Genomic DNA, 16,023 nt, shown 5'->3' with positions numbered 1-16,023 from the left:
TTTATTGGGTTGGCTGCACGTGTTTTAGCCGCCTACCAAATCACTTGCAAGCCAAATTGATTGTATTGACCGAAATGACCATCTTTAGAAATCAAAACCAGATCATTCGATATCGCTTGCCAAATTAACATCCTGTCAAATGGATCTTTATGCGCAATTCTGGGCAGCTGATAAAACAGTGCAGCCTCTTCGAATGACAAAATCATTCTTTCAAATCCCATCTCATCCATAATTGGCAATAAATCACTGGGTTTACAGCCCAGATTCAATTTACCCAGCGAATACTTCAACGAAATTTCCCACAAACTGATACTGCTGACAAATACCGGGTTATTGGTGTTTTCCAATACAGCCAGCGCTTGCGCGCCCAACTTCTCGGGCTGCCATATCGACCAGAGCAGGCTGTGGGTATCCAGCAAATAGCGTTTCATGATTGCAAAAATTCATCGTCCGTCATTGAAAAGTCCTCACCTAACTCAAACGCCACCTTATCTTTCAATAACCCCAATGGACGCTTTTTGATCGGCGTTACTTTTAATGAGCGGACAAATTTTAATGTCGCTTCGACTTTATCCAGTGGCAACGTGTGGATTTCGTTCAACACCGCTTGTTCGATTTCGATTCTGTTCATTAACGATCTCTCTAAAAATTTGGATTCTTAACAATACCGGCTTAATCAATACAGGCCATGCAAGCCCCAGGCAACATCCTCGCGAATGAATTGTTCGGTCATCGTTTCACAATGCGCTTCCAAGTGACAGTGCATCGATTCAGCGATCAATTCGTCGATAGTGCCGATCCAGTCTTGTTCGACTGGTTATTGTTCTTGTTGAATAAGATGGTCAGAGATTCGAGTTATAAAGTGATCACAAACTATACCTTCGGGAAACTTCGGTGATAAATTCGTCTAGCCAATTCGAGCATATAGGGCTTATCTGAATATTTGAAATTCCAGAATTTAATTTCCAAAGAATAATTATTTTTTTTATCAACGAAGGGATTGCAGGTTAGCAACCAAAACATCTGATAGAGCAATTTGACAAACAGTTCTTTGTCATTTCTATAAATTGATTTACTCAATTGAATATTATTAGCCATTTCGTTGAAATAAAAAGAGTCTTCTATATTGATAGTCTGATAAGAACATTGGTTTGCTTTTTTTATAAGATTCTTTAAATCAAGATATGTAGTACTAATAGGTAGATTTTTTAAAAACTCATTCGTCTCTAAATCCTTTCTATTAAAATCAAAAATACTGAATAAAATCTCTTCGTGCTTTAAAACTTCAAAGTTATTCCAATTGAACATAACTCGTATATTTAAAATAAACAAATAAGCGATCAATTGTTCATCCACATCGCTAAATAAGTTAGAGTTATGTGTAATCCAGTGTCTGGTGTTTCTCATTACCCAAGCTAATACCGCATCCGGCTTATTTTTGTCATGTCGAATATTTTTTGCAGCTTCCCACTCATGGGATAAAGTTCTGATAAAAAGTTTATACAAGGATTTCTTATCTTTTGGATCAGGCTCACGCAAAGGCAGAAAATTTTCTAATATTTCAAAGTAGCTAATAATATCGTCAGTTTGAGTAGACTCTTGTTTTGGAATGTAATTATTGAAATAAATAAAATCAGGATTGTTCAATTTTTCTTTTAGTTCTCGGCAAGCTTCTATAATGCCGCGCCGCAATCTTGAATATGGATTTTGATAACGATCTTTGGTCCAGTCCTGCACGAAAGGATCGGCCTTTTCGTAGATCTTCGGCAGGGCGATTTTGGCGGTCTTGAATGCTTCCAGAATCGATTTGGTCTGATTGGCGTGATTGGAGCAAAATAAAATATGCCGCTTAGGGAAACCCAGTTCAACGACCAGTTTCGTGTAAAGATAAAAACCCGCAATTTTTTTCAATTCGCTGCATACGGTTTGCAAAGCCTCTTCATCATCCGTTTCGTCCTCATGCTTTTGATAATTTTCGAAGGTCTCTAACAACTGCAAAAGCTCATCGTTAATTACTTCATCAAAAGCAGGCAAATCGATGTCTAGAATGATGTAATCGACTTTTTTGTCCAGATCCGGGGTAATAAATTCCAGGCCATCCTGAAGCGTCAATTCAATGAAGACGCCCTGGGTTTTCAAGTTTTGTTTCAGCGCCCGTCTGTCTTCATCGAATAAGCTATCGTTGAATACGCTTCCTAACACATTGCTTGCGGTTGCTTTGGGCGAGTTTTCAAAATCCTCCACCCATAAAAAATGGCTCACGCCTTATTCCTCAATCGGTTTTTAAAAGTTCGTTGGGTATACCGAATTCCAACACAAAATCATCCAGCGGTTTGGGTTTGCTAAACTGGCTGCCGGTCTTTCTGGCCAATGCCGACAAAAAAACATGGCCTTTACCGCTACCTTTTAGCCTGGAACGTTCGTTTCGAATGCTGGGATTGCGGCAAATCAACCAGTGATGAACGTCCCGCTCGGTCCATTCCAATCGCACCGGTTGCCGATCGGCCGACGAGTAATACTTGAACGCATTGACCAAAATCTCGTTCAGCAAGATGATCAAGAACGATTCGGTGATGCCGTATGCTTTGAATTGTATATCGGTGCGTTCGAATCCGTGCAATTCCAACTTGAAAAAACGTTCCTCGATCCAAGACAATCGCTGTTCGAGCGTCGCAGACTGGTTCAACAAATCGGCATAGCCTTGTTCCCAATCGGTTTGTAGTTGCCGTTCCAGTTCATAGTGTTCTTCATTCCAGATTTTGCGGCTGATATCGGAGCCGCACAAACCATGCGATTTGGCGTAACTCATATAATGCTGCTGAATTTTTTCGGCGCCGAAAACCGAAAGCGAATGCATCATGATCATGTTCAGCGTATTGTCGAAAACCGGCAATAAGCCGCTATCGCCCTGCATGTCCTGCATTAGCCGGTTTTTAAGCACGGTTTCATCGGTGGAAATAATGCTGAAAACATCCAGCAAGCCGCGCATGGTTTGAGCGGCTTGGGCATACAATTTCGGTTGGTTTTCGTGCGTGGTATTGTAGATGATCGCATCCAAAGGACTGCGGAATTTGTGGGCAAACATGGACATCATGTTCTCTAATTCCAAATTTTTTGCTTTAATTTCTTTCTGATGCGCAATATCCTTCAAATCCCCTTTTGCCAAATACCTTAATTCTTTCCGTTCATCTAAAGGGTAATTGTTTCTTACATGGGGTAATGAATCAGATGCGACTCTTTGCAAAAACTTTTCTGCCTCATCATGATCAGAATATTTATAGTGCCTTCCTAAGTAATAATTAGCTATGACATCCCTATGATCGGAGGCTCGTTTTAAATACTTTAAATAATCCTCATTATTGTTACCTTGATAGTAAAGCGCCAATATGATCTTGGAAGGATGACTTGACATTATGTTTTTTAGGTTTATTAAAAAATTAAGCACCTCGTCGGAAACACTCAGCATATCCAGATTAAGATTTTCTTCCTTGCGAACTCGCGTCTCTAAACAAACAGCAATATCGCTAAGCTTTTTGTCGATTTCCCATTCAATCTTATCTATATCGATACTTCGTTCCTCTACCTCACTAGGTTGGTAAAAAATATCGCCAATTTTTCTAAATAACATTGGTACGTATTTATCGCGCAACTCTTCGTTCTCGAGGTGTTTCAAATAGGCGAGCCATAAATTGCCAAGCATATCGTTCTTGTTGGCTGAACGCTCGAAACATTCTTTCGCTTTGTCGATTTCTCCTAATCGGTAATGACAAATCCCAAGCTCGGCTTCCGCGCGCGGATCGACCATCGGCGGAATATCGCTAATATTGACCGAAGAGGTTCTTGCTGCCTTCTCAAAATATTTTTTGGCTTCCGCAAAATCCTGTTCGACGCCTTTGCCCAAGGCATGGTAAATGCCTAATTGGCGTTGCGCCTGGCGGCGACAGTTTTCATCTTCCGAAACAAGATATCCATCGCCCCATCTACCGTCGTATAGTAGTTGCTTAGCAGGTTCCGGAATTTCTTTGAACCATTCTATGGCTTTGGCGTAGTTTTTTTCCAAGCCTGGGCCACCGCTCAGATAACATTTAGCTAGTGTAAATTGCGCGCGGCATTTCTCATCAAAAGGAATATTAGGCCAATTAATTGCTTTTTCTAGCCATTCAACGGCTTTACCATAATTCTGTTCCATACCAAAACCGCCTTGAATATACAATCCCGCCAATTTGTATCGCGGTTCTTCGTAACAGTATGTAAATTCATGACAAAACTGCCAGGGTGGATTTACAACTTGTTTATCTCTGAAATATTGATGTGGCCCTAAGCCAAGATTAGCATCTTCATACGCAGTCATTTTTTCGAGCCACTCAATAGCCTTACGGAAGTTTTGCTCAATACCTTTACCGTGAGCGTAATAATAGGCTAAGCGCACATAAGCCAGATAATCGCCTTCCTCGGCGTTTTTCTGGAGTAAACCAATCGCTTCTTTCGAATCGGCTTTATCAACGTACTGGCCGGAGAAGTAACAATCAGCCAACCAGTGTCTGCCTTGGTGATCCCCCTTTTCGTTGAGTTTCAAAACCCAGCCGAAGGCTTCTTCGAGATTTGGAGTTGGCATGTCCGAATCTGAAATCAAAAAGCTTGGCGATTGCGGAGACAGCTTCTCAACGAGTTTACGCATGGCTTCCAAGTCGCCTTGCCCAGCCAGTTTTTCCAATTCTGAAGTTTCCATAGCCGAATAATCCGGTGGTAAAAGATGTTTGATTTCGTTGAAGTTTAAAGCCGTTTTTTGGTCTTCCGCCATGTCTGTACCCTTATTAACTGCTTTGCTCGCGAGCATTATGCTCGGCATACGCTGCAGTCATCTTCAATGACGCGCTCAATATTTTCGTAACTTAATACTGTGCCATGTTGATAATCCATCTGCCACAAATCCCTGACCCCCAAACCGGCCACCCGCCGCTGAATTTCCAGCACCAATGCGCCCGCCGCCATCGCATTCAACGACATCACCGATGGATCGGGAATACCTTTAATATAGCCGTCGCTTTGCGCCTTGTCCCAGACTTCGCCGCCGACGTATCGACGCGCATCCAATGATGCCTGGCCGGAGTCCAGCCGACCGGTACACAAAGGACAATAGCGCCCGGCTTCCGCGCCGCTGACTTCGGCAAACAAGCCTTGAATGTGGCCGTCTTGATTCAGGCGAATATCGACGCCCGCCATCAAGAATTCGGCGCCGCCATCGAATGCCAAGTCCAGGCATGTGATGCGCGAAAGTTCGTTGTCGGTCAGCGCCAGAATGACGTCGCATTGGCGCAAAACGTTTTTTACTGGGTTCGGAGCAGTATAGATATCATGCACGAAAGCATGAACCTTGGGTTGAGTGCCCACTGAACGGCAAATGCGCTGGATTTGGGATTTCGCCACCTTGACTTTGAATCGCCCCAGGTCCTGTGTCGTGCAGCCGGGCAGGCGGTTGAGATTGCTTGGTTCGATGCGGTCGTGATCGATCAGCACGAAGTGGCAAAATCCGGCACGGGCCAACTGTTCGGCGGCCAGCATGCCGATGCCGCCGACACCGACGATGCCGATTTGCAGATGCTGGGCGGCATTTCTCAAGCCGGAGCCAAACGCATCTTGGCGGCTTAGCGCCGGCAAGGCAGGCGTGGATTCCGGCATGACCATTTGCAAACCCAAGCGTAGGGGTAACGGGTGAATATGGCCATTCAGCCATAAGCGCGCCTTGGGCTGCGCATCTAGCGCTTGCACCAGGCTGATGAATAACGGTTGCCCTTGGTTTTGCAGCCATTGGTGCAATAAGCCTTCGTGTTGGTCATCGTAGGCGCTGAAATTTTCGACACCTTGCGGATGCGAATGTAGATGCACCGGTACCAAGCCAAGGTCGGCGGCATTGGCGGCAATTTGGTTGATCCGATTGGAAAACGCCAGGCTGGTTGGTAATGCCGCCCGCGCTACGATGCTCGTAATCGCTTTCGTTGAGTTCCAATACCTGTTCCACGACGTAAGCCAAACCGTTGTTGCGTTTGCAGGGGCGCGCCAAGGCAAAGGCGAATCCTTCGCAATTGGGCCTGGAAAACAAGGTTTGTCGAATATGTTGCCAACGTCCATCCGTGAAAACCAATTGCCGCGTTTGCATGACTTACCTCCGTTTGTCGTTGAACAGCATGAACACGATGTTGATGTAGGACACCAAGGTGTGTTTGCCGGGTTTCCAGCCTTCAGCGATACCGCAGAACCATTGCCAGCCGTGTTCGGACAGGTTGGCGGCGCCGTGGTAGGCGCGTTGCTCGAACAAGTGCGAGGTATCAAGGTTCGCCTTCGCCGCGCCTTGTTTGACATAGAAGCCGATCGGCGACACCAGCGGGTAGTTGTCCGGCACCAACACCATCGCATCGGTACGTATGCCGTTTGGCAAGGTTACGCCTTTGAGTCGTACCATCCAGCCCCATTCGGTTTGTTGCGCAGGTTCCGCCCAGCCATAGCCCGCACGTTTAAGCCCGGCGACTTCCTGCTGCAGACGTTGCTGGGTTTTTGAACTTCCGTGATGTTGCCGAACTGGCTTTGCTGGCTGTGTGGACTGGCGTTGCCCCAGAAATCTTTCCAAAAATGCCGCTTTGGTTACTCTGGGACCAACACTAAATGTGTCGCCGCCTTTGGTTTTGACCTCGCCGTTTCGATCCAGCGGCTTCGAGGTTCTGACACCATTTTCGACCGTGGACACGTAGACCTGCTCACCGGGTTCAACGTTGAGAAGACTATCCAATTCCGCGCGACTGGTACGACCATAACCGCGCGCGCGCACAAATCCCAGTTCGTCTTTGCTCAAGCCGCTCATGCTAAATCCTCCTGTTGCAGTTTATGAAATACTTGATTGAGGTCAATCCTGGAGTAACAGGCTCGTCTGAGCTGGCTGCCCAGCATGTCGTCAGCTGCGACGACTTCTGTACGGATACCATGTTCACGGAGTTCCCACACCAACGGCGCGTGATCATCATCGCCGCTGACTAAAGTCAGGAAATCGGGTTTCAGACGCATGCAAATGGATAGCGTCTTGATTTGCAACAGTTGATCGTCGGACTGCTTGAAACCACTATTGGCCATGCGCTTGGATGGACACACTATGGTCTTGGCGCCCAGCATTTCCAGTGCATAGCATTTGCGGTCGATTTGTTCAGAGACCGTCGCCACCGCTTCCGCGCTGTCGTCTTCCGGTACACGCTTCTGTATCGTGTACAAAGTCTCGATAACATCGGCGCCGCCTTCCGCCATCATCAATTTCATGAAGCCCTCCAACGGAAAGCGCACCAAGCCTGCGTTGCGAGCCGCGTGCTCTGCGTTCTTGCCATCGACGACAAGGATTTTTCTGAGCTCATTCATGTTGCCTCCTTTTTGTGTTGAGATTTTTTTCCTTGAAGATCACCTTCAAGTTGTGAAAATTATCCAAGAAGGAGCCTTTGATGTAACTGGAAACCAGCAGGCAATTACGGTATGTGTCCAGATCCTTTTGTTATAAATATTAACGAATCGGATTGTTAAGGGTCAAAATAATATTTCAATTAAATCAATTTCTTGCAGACATTCATCAACAGCTTTCTGGTGGAAAGCTGCTGGAAAATTTAGGTAGGTTAATGGCTGGATTAGGCTGGAAAGCAGCAGCTGGGGTTATTATTTCAAGACAGGCCTTGTACTGACCATTCCGGTGCTCGCCGCAACGCTGGCTGCACTGGCGCTACGCCTGAGTCTCGCTTGACGCCAGTCCCTCCATGCTGGTTGATGTGACCCAGCGCATTGCCGGATCCTGGCGGTAGAACGCGGCCAGCTGCTGGTATACCGCTGGAAGATAGCGCTTGAGCTGCTGCGGCCTGACAAAAAAGGCTTCGCTCAAAACCGCAAAAAATTCTGCCGGGCTTTCGGCCGCGTAGGGGTCGACCACTTTCTCGCGACCCCGCTCGACCCGCTCACAAAAATCTTCGTAAGCTTGGCTAAAAATCGCTGTCCAGGCATGCCGATTCATCGATCCGTGCAAGACAGGAAAACCGTTGGCGGCACCCGTGAGCATATCCAGCTTATGCGCGAATTCGTGTATGACAACATTGTAGCCTCGTGTGTTGTGCACGTTTCTCACATCCTCCCATGACAGAATAACCGGTCCGGCAAGCCAGGATTCACCTGAAGCAACCATGTTTATACGGTGAACAATACCATTCTCGTCGGCATACTCATGGTTGAGAATGAATTGTCCAGGATAGAGAATCACTTCCACCCAGTTGTCGTAATAATCAAGATCGAGTTTCAAAATCAGCAGACAGGCCTGCACGGCAATCATGACCCGCATTTCTTCCGTAATGATGAAATCCTGTGCGCCGGTGATTTTCTTATCATGCAAAAACAATACAGCCAACTGTCTCAGCTGCGTGATCTCCTCCACACCCAGCCCGCGCAGAAAATACAATCTTGCCAATACATCCTGCCAGACTGCATCGGGAATCGATTCACGCTTGAGAATATAGCGCCGTCGCCAGTTTTTAAGGGGAAAGATCATAGAAGATTCAAGGCTTGCTTGCTGTGAAAAAGAGATTATTATTGATCGGGGGTGGCCAGTCATTTATTTGACGTACAACCATTGCTGTCTTCCAGCACGCCCACTCTTCAGTTGCCCGGCAGTATTCATCCTGGTGGATTGGACAATCTTTCCAGAGAAAAATTAACCATCCACAATCACATTGAACCTGGTTCTCAACCAATCAACGGGAGGGCCATACAGCATGTTCAAACTAGGTCCGGCCGAACCGGTCGTCGGCAGCGCCCATATTCTAACCGAATGTTCGGCCGACGAACTCTTCCGATATATTGGCAAGGAACTCTTCCGCAATTATCCAAAATGGTCACCAGAGATCAAAGCGCTCGAACAAATCACACCTGGTCCGGTGGGATTGGGTACAGAAGGACGGCAGGTACGCATCGACCTGGGGCACCGCACAGAGTCCCGATTCATCATCTCCGCATTTGAACCCGACACACGTTTAACAATAGTGGGTGTAACGGATCCATTCCGCTGTAGTTACGAATTACAAAATATCGAATCAGGCAAATCAACCAGACTGATATTTTCTTTTGAGCTGCTTGAATTATTTGTGATAATGCGCCCTTTTGAGGAATTAATACGTGTCGCCATCAGAGACGGTGCAGAGCGTACTGTTCAGAATATCAAACACTTGATAGAGGCCGACAAAGCGAGAAACCTATCTTCCAGCTGAGAACATGAGGCGGATGATTATCCTAATGGCATGGTCCTCGCACCCATGCGTATTTCTTTCGCAACAGTAACGATTTATTCCTTGAGCTTGATATTGATTTTGCCCTCTGTCACTTGAATATCGTCCACGCCTTCCGCGAAGGATTTCCAGAAGCCTGGATCGACCCCGAACTCGCTGACCATGTCAATGTTCTTGAGTCCACCCAGCCAAGCGTTGGGGATCGGGATGCCCATAATACTGACGCCCTTGAGAATGATAACCGGTTTATCATTCTGAAAGGCCATACCAATGCCCGCATTGAATCTCAGCGTTTTGCCCCCAAGCACCGGGAAGTCCGCATCCAGTGGAATCAGCAATTTTGCGCTGACCAGATCCTCTGCCAGATCGATCGCCAGTTTTTGCGCCAGCTCGGTATTTTTTGCCAGCAACGCGTTCATCTCACGCTCGGTAAAACTGATTTCGCGACGTGCACCTTGTTCGGTGTAACGCTCTGGCTTCAGAAAACCACTTTCATCGATTTCATCATTGCCTTGGTCGTTCATGATCCGGGATGGCGATTGCGCATCGTAGCCCAGCATATGCAACTTGGCCTGCAGCGTTTTCTCCTCTTTATCATTCAATGCCACGGGCTTGAAGGAAGAAACGAAGATATAAGTTGTCAGCACCCAGTAGGTCCCGGCCACGGTCACGACAATCGTGAGCAAAACAATCAGCAATACATGCGTCCAGTGCATAGGAGAAGTGCTTTTATGAATAATTGAGTCAAGCCATACACCGATGGGCGAATCGGTCCGTCAGGACTGACCACACTGATCATGCCCATTCGATTTATGGTTCGACAGATAATCGGTTATCGCAGCAAATTGGTCGAGTGTCAAATTTTCGGCCCGGAGACCGGCGTCGATTGCCAATCGCTCAAAATCGCTGGTTGTCAAATACCCACGCAAGGTATTACGCAGCGTTTTGCGCCGCTGCGAAAAAGCTGTCGCGATCAGATCTGCAAACAAGCGTTCACATTCTACTGAAATGATGGGGGCTGCGCGCGGACGCATCCACACCACCGCAGATTGCACCTTGGGCGCGGGACGAAACGATTCCGGCGGTACGGATATCAGCTGCTCCATTTCGAAGCGGTTCTGCAGCATCAACGATAAACGGCCATAGTCGGGTGTAGAGGGTTCGGCGACCATGCGCGCGACGACTTCCTGCTGCAACATGAAATGCATATCCCGGATATGCCGGTAAAACCGGGCCAGGTGAAACAATAGCGGCGTGGAAATGTTGTACGGCAAATTGCCAACGATACGCAAGTCATTGCCAAGCTCGGCAAAATCGAATTTCAACGCATCACAGTTGTGAATGAGCAGATTCTTGCCGGCATAAGCAGATTTTAAATGATCGACGATATCCCTGTCTATTTCAATGACTTGCAGCGTATCAAGCATATCCATCAACGGGCTGGTAAGCGCCCCCAGCCCTGGCCCGATTTCAACCAGCCGGTCCTGGCTGTGCGGTTGGATGACGCGAATGATTTCAGCAATGATATAAGAGTCGATTAGAAAATTCTGACCGAAACGTTTGCGGGGAGTATGCCGCATCATGAAATAGTTCCAATAATGGTTAATGCCACTTTATGATTTCTACAGGATGCATAAAGCCCAGGACAATCCTGCGTCAGGTTGATACGGCGTGCACGCACCCGATGCATAATGGTTGCGGGCGCTGAATATGTACAGCGTGCATTTCATGCACCCGGCTGAAAATAACGATAGTTCAAAGACTTATAATGTCTTGACTGAATTGGTAGCGCATATCTCATATCCGGGCAGTCCCTGGTCATTTTTAGCGCAGAGAGCAAAGCGGGTAGTTGTGTATCTGTCCGACCAAGCTGCTTCGCACATCCAACTAACCTCTGTTCACTGAATGCGCTGGTGCGGCCTTGACTAGGGTCAGCGCCATCTGAATGGCGGCACGCATGCTGCCGGGGTCGGCACGGCCCGTGCCCGCCAGATCCAGGGCAGTGCCATGATCAACCGAGGTGCGGATGATCGGCAGTCCCAAACTGATATTCACCCCGCTGCCAAAGCTGGCATGCTTGAGGACTGGCAGTCCCTGGTCATGGTACATGACGAAAACACAATCATATCTTTCGAGCTGGGAAGGATTGAACATAGTGTCCGCCGGCAAGGGACCAAGCAAATTCATGCCTTCGGCGCGCAATTTCTCCAGCACCGGAATGATGGTTTCGATTTCCTCACGCCCGAGATGACCGGATTCCCCGGCATGCGGGTTCAGTCCAGCCACGGCGATGCAGGGATGTCTGATGGCAAAGCGCACAACAAGATCATGGTGAATGATGCGCAGCTTCTGCTCCAGACACTCGGGCGTAATAGCGGCTGACACATCTTTCAGCGGCAAGTGCGTGGTGGCGAGCGTGACACGCATGCCGCCACCTGCCAGCATCATGACTGCCTGGCTTTGGGTCAATGCTGAAAGATATTCGGTATGGCCAGAGAATTTTATGCCTGCAGCACTGATGATGCCTTTATGCACCGGCCCTGTCACCATGGCATCGGCCCTATGCGTGCTGCATGCTTCGACCGCATGTCTGAGGGTATCAAGGACATACGTAGCGTTGGCCGGATCAAGCTTGCCCGTATCGACCGGGCTGTTAACGGGAACATGCATGACATGCAGCCTAGCCGTCTGATGCAAGACGGGCGGTTTGGCCAAATTGCATTCCTCCAACTGCAAAGGCAGTTTCAGCATATGTGCCCGCTGGTCCAGTAAATTGCGGTCTGCTATCACGATCAATTGGCAAGGCCAAGCTTGTTGCGCTACCTGGACACACAAATCGGGACCGATCCCGGCAGGTTCGCCGGCAGTCAGTAGCAGTCTTGGAATAAAAGTATCAGTCAAAATCAAATCCAGTCAAAACAAACAAGAGAAAGTGACCGGTCAGCAACCTGTCTCACCAGCCAAACGACGCAAGCATCTGAGCCGCCGGCTTCAGCTGTCTTCAATCTTGTACTCGATATAAGCCTGGTCTTTGAGTTGCTGCAGCCATTCCTGAATTACCGCCTCGGCCTTACGCCCATGTATCGCCCGGCGGGCGGCTTCGCGATGCTGCTGTTCGCTGATATCTTGCGATCGATGCTCGATGACCTTAATCAAATGCCAGCCAAAGGGAGTCCTCACGGGCCCGCTGATCTGGCCGGGCAGCAATCTGTGCATGGCCTGCTCGAAATCGGGCACGGTATCACCCGGTGAAATCCATCCCAGATCGCCGCCCGAAGTGGCACTGGCGTCCTCCGAGTGAGACTTTGCCACTTCCGAGAAGTCTGCGCCATTATCGATACGCTCCTTGATCTGCATGATTTGACGATAGGCATCATCTTCCGACATCAGCTCGCTGATCTTGATCAGGATATGCTGGGCATGTGTTTGATCTATGATCACCACAGGCATTTCCTGCTGCCGCCGTTCCAGCAGCCTCAAAATATGAAACCCAACCGGGCTGCGCACGACAGGCGTCACGTCACCAGGTTCCATGCTAACCAGCAACTCGCCAAACAGCGGTCCCATTTGCCCAATAGGACGCCAATCAAGCTCTCCGCCTTCCATTGCGTTAGGGGCATCGGAAAACTCGGCTGACACCTGAGCAAAGCTCTTGCCCTGCAGCAGATTCTCCAGTGCAGTCTCGGCGCGCTCTCGCCGCGCCTCAATTTGACTTTCATCCATCTGCTCGGAAACCTGCACCAATATATGGGCAAGGCGATATTCCTCATTACCGATAGACGACGTTTGTTGCGTATGCAAAAAATTATCAATTTCGCTCTCGGTAACATTGACTCGGCTATTGACTTCCTGTTCTTTCAGCCGGACCATCAAAATTTCTTCCCGAATATCTTCTCGAAAGGTTCTCAAATCGGTGCCTTCCTGGGCAAGTGCCTGACGGAATCCCTCCATGGAGAGATTGTTATCTTCTGCGATCTTGCGTATCGTCTGATCCAGATCCCCATCACTGACAGACAACCCCAGCTCTTTGGCTCTTTGCAGCTGTATCCGTTTGAGTATCATGCGTTCCAGTAACTGATTCTCCAGCACTTCCATGCCTGGCAGCTGCGTGCCCTGTCTTTGTAATTGACGCATGGTATTCTGGAGCACCTCATTGATTTCTTGCTGGGTAATGACTTCCTCGTTCACCACCGCGACGATATGATCGATGGGTCTGATCTGATGATCATAGGAATCGGTATTCTGTGCAGCAATATCGGTCACCATGCTTGCAGCAAGCAATCCGATGATAATAAGCGAGCTAATTTTCATCATAATTCCTAAATACCTCGGTTGGCTATGGCGGTGTGTGTAAAATCGGCAGTGCAGTACAATCGGCAACGATGAGAAATCATTGTTTCATCCTGACATCTCGGCTGAACCGGGAAATACCGCTTTAATGGCAACCTCCTCCGTGTATATCGCAGATAACAGTGACCTGCAATATGGCAGCTTATTGCAGACTCGTGCGCGTATAACCGGGTATGCCTTGTTGCAAGACCCGTATGGGATTTGTGCCAATTTTCATCAATCCGTTCAGTTCCAGTTGTACAAAGACAGCGGTGGAGGTCTTTTGTTCAGCCGTTGCGAATCGATTGGCCACCAGGCGTAATGACCAACAGCAGGCGTTATATTCCAGACCCAGCAATCCGGCCAGTAATCGGTCATCCTTTAAGGAATAGTTGACGCTGGCCATTCCCTGCCAGTTTTTCCTGAATGGCCACTGAGTGGAAATATCCACTTGCTCAAATACGTCGCGCGTATAGCGATAGCCTGCATTGACGACTTTCCCGGGAGCGGGATGGTAGCTGACCCCTGTGCGCACCTTCTCTGTCAGAAAATTGTTCTGGTTGAGTTGTATCCCGGCATCAGTCGTGATATGGGGCGAGAGACTGCCCGAGAGCTCGGCAATGAAGTCCGATTTCGTACTGGTTGCCTGATCACCGAGCACCAGTCTCCGCTCCCTAAACCGGACCTTCTGCCCGACTGAAAAACGCAATCGTTCGTTACCCGTGGCAGACTGGATCATACGAGAAGTCAGGGCCAAGGTAATTTCATTGGAATCGTTGATCCGGTCTTCCCCACTGAAACGTCTTTCTGTAAAAATCTGAGCGAAACTGAAATCCATTTCTGCAGAATCAAAATTCGGCAAAAAGTTTTGATCCTTGTAAGGCGTGAACACATAGAACAGCCGTGGCTCAATGGTTTGCACAAAATTTTCTTTCCACATGGTCGTGTCACGTTCAAACACCAGCCCACTGTCCAGGCTGAGTATCGGCAGTGTCCGGCTCGGATGCTTTTCTCCCATGGCAGTAGGACGATTCAGGTTGTAACGGGTATGATGCAATGCAACACGTGGCTTGATATAGCCATAAGAGGTCTGTAACGGCATGCTTATACTGGGATAGAGCGCCAGACGCAAACCATGCTGCAAGCTAGGATGAGAAAAATTTGTCCAGCTGCCGGCAAAATCGAAATCCAGACCATAAACGTTGCGTTTGATTGCATTCAGCGTGAATTGCGGCAAGCGTTTGTAAGGAGATATGATTCTTGCTCTCGGATCCTGGATAGTCTGGAACTGCTGCAGCAAGGCATTGAACATGAGCGAGCCGTCACGGCCCAGTCCGCTGTAATAAGATGCTGTCGCTTGTTGCAACAAGTTGGTCTGTGAAGTAAAGGCAATATTGTTACTCAAATCGCGGAAATAATTGTCATCCGAAACCCGGTTGTAATGCAGCGCACCAAACCATCCGCTTCCCAACCAGTGGGTATGATTGAGTGCTAAGGCATAGCGCGTGCTATTCGTCACCGTATCGTCTGGCAAAAGATCGAAGAATAGCTCGCCTCCCAGCGTAGGTTTAAGATAACGGAATTCATTGTTAAACATGAGTCCACGTTTGCTCATATAGCGGGGCGCAATGGTGGCATCGTAATTGGGTGCGATATTCCAGTAAAACGGGATCGAAACTTCCGCCCCGCTGCGCGCAGTATTTCCGATGACAGGTGCCAGCAAACCGGTTTTCCGCTGTCCGGTAAGGGAGAAATTCATCCACGGCACGTAGAGAATCGGCACATCTTTGAAGCGAACCGTAACCCTGCGGGCGGTGCCGACCTGCTTTTCGTTATCTATTCTCAAATCGTCCGCTAGAATATACCAGTCATCATTATCGACCGGGCAGGTCGTATAATTTCCCTTTTTCAATCGGTAATGGTCCTCTCCTTCCAGCAGCAATAAATTGCCACTGCCCCGCCCGCTGCCGTCTTTAATGAAATAGCGCGGGTCAGTCAATTCCCCTATTTCGGTCTGCAGATTCAACTGCAAATAGCTGCCATGCAGAATATCATCGACGCGTTCCAGCATAATATTACCTTCGACTTCCATATCTTCCGTGTCCTGATAATATTTGATACGGTCAGCCGTCAGCACGTGGTCACCACGACGCACGCGCACATTGCCAGTCGCTTCGATTTCTTGCTGGTAGTAGCCATCAATTTGATCTGCGTCGATATATATTGGATGATTGTCATCGGTTTGAAACAATGGGTCTGCACCCATTGCGCCAACCGGCAGCATTAACAACAAGACATGAAACAGTATACAAAGTGTCGGCGTCTGCATTTAAGACAAAATTTCCAGCGGATTTTTTATGAGTAATGATTGTTGTGATCGGCGACCATACCCGGATCT

At 48.2% G+C, this 16,023-nt stretch carries 16 protein-coding genes; 3 read left to right on the top strand and 13 right to left on the bottom strand.

Annotated elements, in window-relative coordinates; translation table 11 throughout:
- Window positions 1–32 precede the first annotated feature (32 nt).
- From ABTW62_RS00545 to ABTW62_RS00515, 7 genes are all read right to left on the bottom strand, one after another.
- Window positions 33–431 carry a type II toxin-antitoxin system VapC family toxin gene (locus tag ABTW62_RS00545; protein ID WP_430902616.1) on the bottom strand — a complete coding sequence of 133 codons (399 nt, stop codon included), beginning with the start codon at window positions 429–431 and terminating at the stop codon, window positions 33–35.
- Window positions 428–631, bottom strand: coding sequence for a hypothetical protein (locus ABTW62_RS00540; RefSeq protein WP_090415647.1), 204 nt, complete (start codon window positions 629–631; stop codon window positions 428–430). Before ABTW62_RS00540 ends, ABTW62_RS00545 begins: the two co-directional genes overlap by 4 nt.
- Before the next feature lie 242 nt (window positions 632–873).
- Window positions 874–2,262, bottom strand: coding sequence for a hypothetical protein (locus ABTW62_RS00535; protein WP_430902615.1), 1,389 nt, complete (start codon window positions 2,260–2,262; stop codon window positions 874–876).
- A gap of 10 nt (window positions 2,263–2,272) precedes the next feature.
- Entirely contained in the window at window positions 2,273–4,837 is a 2,565-nt protein-coding gene (locus tag ABTW62_RS00530) for a tetratricopeptide repeat protein (protein WP_430902614.1), read from the bottom strand.
- A complete protein-coding gene (locus ABTW62_RS00525; protein WP_430902613.1) occupies window positions 4,837–5,886 on the bottom strand; it encodes a HesA/MoeB/ThiF family protein in 1,050 nt (349 codons plus the stop codon). The genes ABTW62_RS00530 and ABTW62_RS00525 overlap by 1 nt, the downstream gene beginning before the upstream one ends.
- A 274-nt stretch (window positions 5,887–6,160) precedes the next feature.
- Window positions 6,161–6,856, bottom strand: coding sequence for a hypothetical protein (locus ABTW62_RS00520; protein ID WP_430902612.1), 696 nt, complete (start codon window positions 6,854–6,856; stop codon window positions 6,161–6,163).
- Window positions 6,853–7,398 carry an NYN domain-containing protein gene (locus tag ABTW62_RS00515; protein WP_430902611.1) on the bottom strand — a complete coding sequence of 182 codons (546 nt, stop codon included), beginning with the start codon at window positions 7,396–7,398 and terminating at the stop codon, window positions 6,853–6,855. The genes ABTW62_RS00520 and ABTW62_RS00515 overlap by 4 nt, the downstream gene beginning before the upstream one ends.
- Window positions 7,399–7,550: 152 nt before the next feature.
- Here ABTW62_RS00515 and ABTW62_RS00510 point away from each other — a divergent pair, with 152 nt between their 5' ends.
- Together ABTW62_RS00510 and ABTW62_RS00505 are read left to right on the top strand one after the other, a co-directional pair.
- Window positions 7,551–7,712: a hypothetical protein gene (locus ABTW62_RS00510; RefSeq protein ID WP_430902610.1), complete on the top strand. Its 162-nt coding sequence runs from the start codon at window positions 7,551–7,553 to the stop codon at window positions 7,710–7,712.
- The gene (locus ABTW62_RS00505; RefSeq protein WP_430902639.1) at window positions 7,664–7,771 is read left to right on the top strand and encodes an ArsB/NhaD family transporter; all 108 of its coding nucleotides are present in this window, start codon (window positions 7,664–7,666) and stop codon (window positions 7,769–7,771) included. The genes ABTW62_RS00510 and ABTW62_RS00505 overlap by 49 nt, the downstream gene beginning before the upstream one ends.
- Here the strand turns inward: ABTW62_RS00505 and ABTW62_RS00500 are convergent.
- Window positions 7,751–8,563 (bottom strand): zinc-dependent peptidase, encoded by an 813-nt coding sequence (locus ABTW62_RS00500; protein WP_430902609.1) that lies wholly within the window; start codon window positions 8,561–8,563, stop codon window positions 7,751–7,753. The two genes, ABTW62_RS00505 and ABTW62_RS00500, sit on opposite strands and share 21 nt — an antisense overlap.
- Window positions 8,564–8,786: 223 nt before the next feature.
- Here ABTW62_RS00500 and ABTW62_RS00495 point away from each other — a divergent pair, with 223 nt between their 5' ends.
- On the top strand, window positions 8,787–9,278 hold the full coding sequence (locus ABTW62_RS00495) for an SRPBCC family protein (protein WP_430902608.1): 492 nt from the start codon (window positions 8,787–8,789) through the stop codon (window positions 9,276–9,278).
- A 74-nt stretch (window positions 9,279–9,352) separates the two neighbouring features.
- On the opposite strand, the gene ABTW62_RS00490 is transcribed toward ABTW62_RS00495, so the two are convergent.
- The 5 genes from ABTW62_RS00490 to ABTW62_RS00470 form a co-directional block, all read right to left on the bottom strand.
- Window positions 9,353–10,012, bottom strand: a complete 660-nt coding sequence (locus ABTW62_RS00490; protein WP_430902607.1) for an arginine N-succinyltransferase — start codon at window positions 10,010–10,012, stop codon at window positions 9,353–9,355.
- 60 nt (window positions 10,013–10,072) lie between these two features.
- A complete protein-coding gene (rsmA, locus tag ABTW62_RS00485; protein ID WP_430902638.1) occupies window positions 10,073–10,876 on the bottom strand; it encodes a 16S rRNA (adenine(1518)-N(6)/adenine(1519)-N(6))-dimethyltransferase RsmA in 804 nt (267 codons plus the stop codon).
- Window positions 10,877–11,183: 307 nt separating this feature from the next.
- Window positions 11,184–12,197 (bottom strand): 4-hydroxythreonine-4-phosphate dehydrogenase PdxA, encoded by a 1,014-nt coding sequence (gene pdxA / locus ABTW62_RS00480; protein ID WP_430902606.1) that lies wholly within the window; start codon window positions 12,195–12,197, stop codon window positions 11,184–11,186.
- A 90-nt stretch (window positions 12,198–12,287) separates the two neighbouring features.
- Window positions 12,288–13,610: a peptidylprolyl isomerase gene (locus tag ABTW62_RS00475; protein ID WP_430902605.1), complete on the bottom strand. Its 1,323-nt coding sequence runs from the start codon at window positions 13,608–13,610 to the stop codon at window positions 12,288–12,290.
- 178 nt (window positions 13,611–13,788) lie between these two features.
- On the bottom strand, window positions 13,789–15,954 hold the full coding sequence (locus tag ABTW62_RS00470; protein WP_430902604.1) for an LPS-assembly protein LptD: 2,166 nt from the start codon (window positions 15,952–15,954) through the stop codon (window positions 13,789–13,791).
- Window positions 15,955–16,023: the final 69 nt, after the last annotated feature.

Source organism: Nitrosomonas sp. ANs5, from assembly GCF_050584665.1.
In the GTDB taxonomy this organism is placed as follows: Bacteria; Pseudomonadota; Gammaproteobacteria; order Burkholderiales; family Nitrosomonadaceae; genus Nitrosomonas.
The sequence above is the reverse complement of the archived record's forward strand: the minus strand, read 5'-3'. Positions and strand labels throughout refer to the sequence as shown.

Coding starts and splice junctions, on each gene's coding strand:
- ABTW62_RS00490 (WP_430902607.1), bottom strand. CDS start 10,012: ATGCACTGGACGCATGTATTGCTGATTGTTTTGCTCACGATTGTCGTG.
- ABTW62_RS00530 (WP_430902614.1), bottom strand. CDS start 4,837: ATGCTCGCGAGCAAAGCAGTTAATAAGGGTACAGACATGGCGGAAGAC.
- ABTW62_RS00520 (WP_430902612.1), bottom strand. CDS start 6,856: ATGAGCGGCTTGAGCAAAGACGAACTGGGATTTGTGCGCGCGCGCGGT.
- rsmA (WP_430902638.1), bottom strand. CDS start 10,876: ATGCGGCATACTCCCCGCAAACGTTTCGGTCAGAATTTTCTAATCGAC.
- ABTW62_RS00540 (WP_090415647.1), bottom strand. CDS start 631: ATGAACAGAATCGAAATCGAACAAGCGGTGTTGAACGAAATCCACACG.
- ABTW62_RS00475 (WP_430902605.1), bottom strand. CDS start 13,610: ATGATGAAAATTAGCTCGCTTATTATCATCGGATTGCTTGCTGCAAGC.
- ABTW62_RS00515 (WP_430902611.1), bottom strand. CDS start 7,398: ATGAATGAGCTCAGAAAAATCCTTGTCGTCGATGGCAAGAACGCAGAG.
- ABTW62_RS00500 (WP_430902609.1), bottom strand. CDS start 8,563: ATGATCTTTCCCCTTAAAAACTGGCGACGGCGCTATATTCTCAAGCGT.
- ABTW62_RS00495 (WP_430902608.1), top strand. CDS start 8,787: ATGTTCAAACTAGGTCCGGCCGAACCGGTCGTCGGCAGCGCCCATATT.
- ABTW62_RS00470 (WP_430902604.1), bottom strand. CDS start 15,954: ATGCAGACGCCGACACTTTGTATACTGTTTCATGTCTTGTTGTTAATG.
- ABTW62_RS00545 (WP_430902616.1), bottom strand. CDS start 431: ATGAAACGCTATTTGCTGGATACCCACAGCCTGCTCTGGTCGATATGG.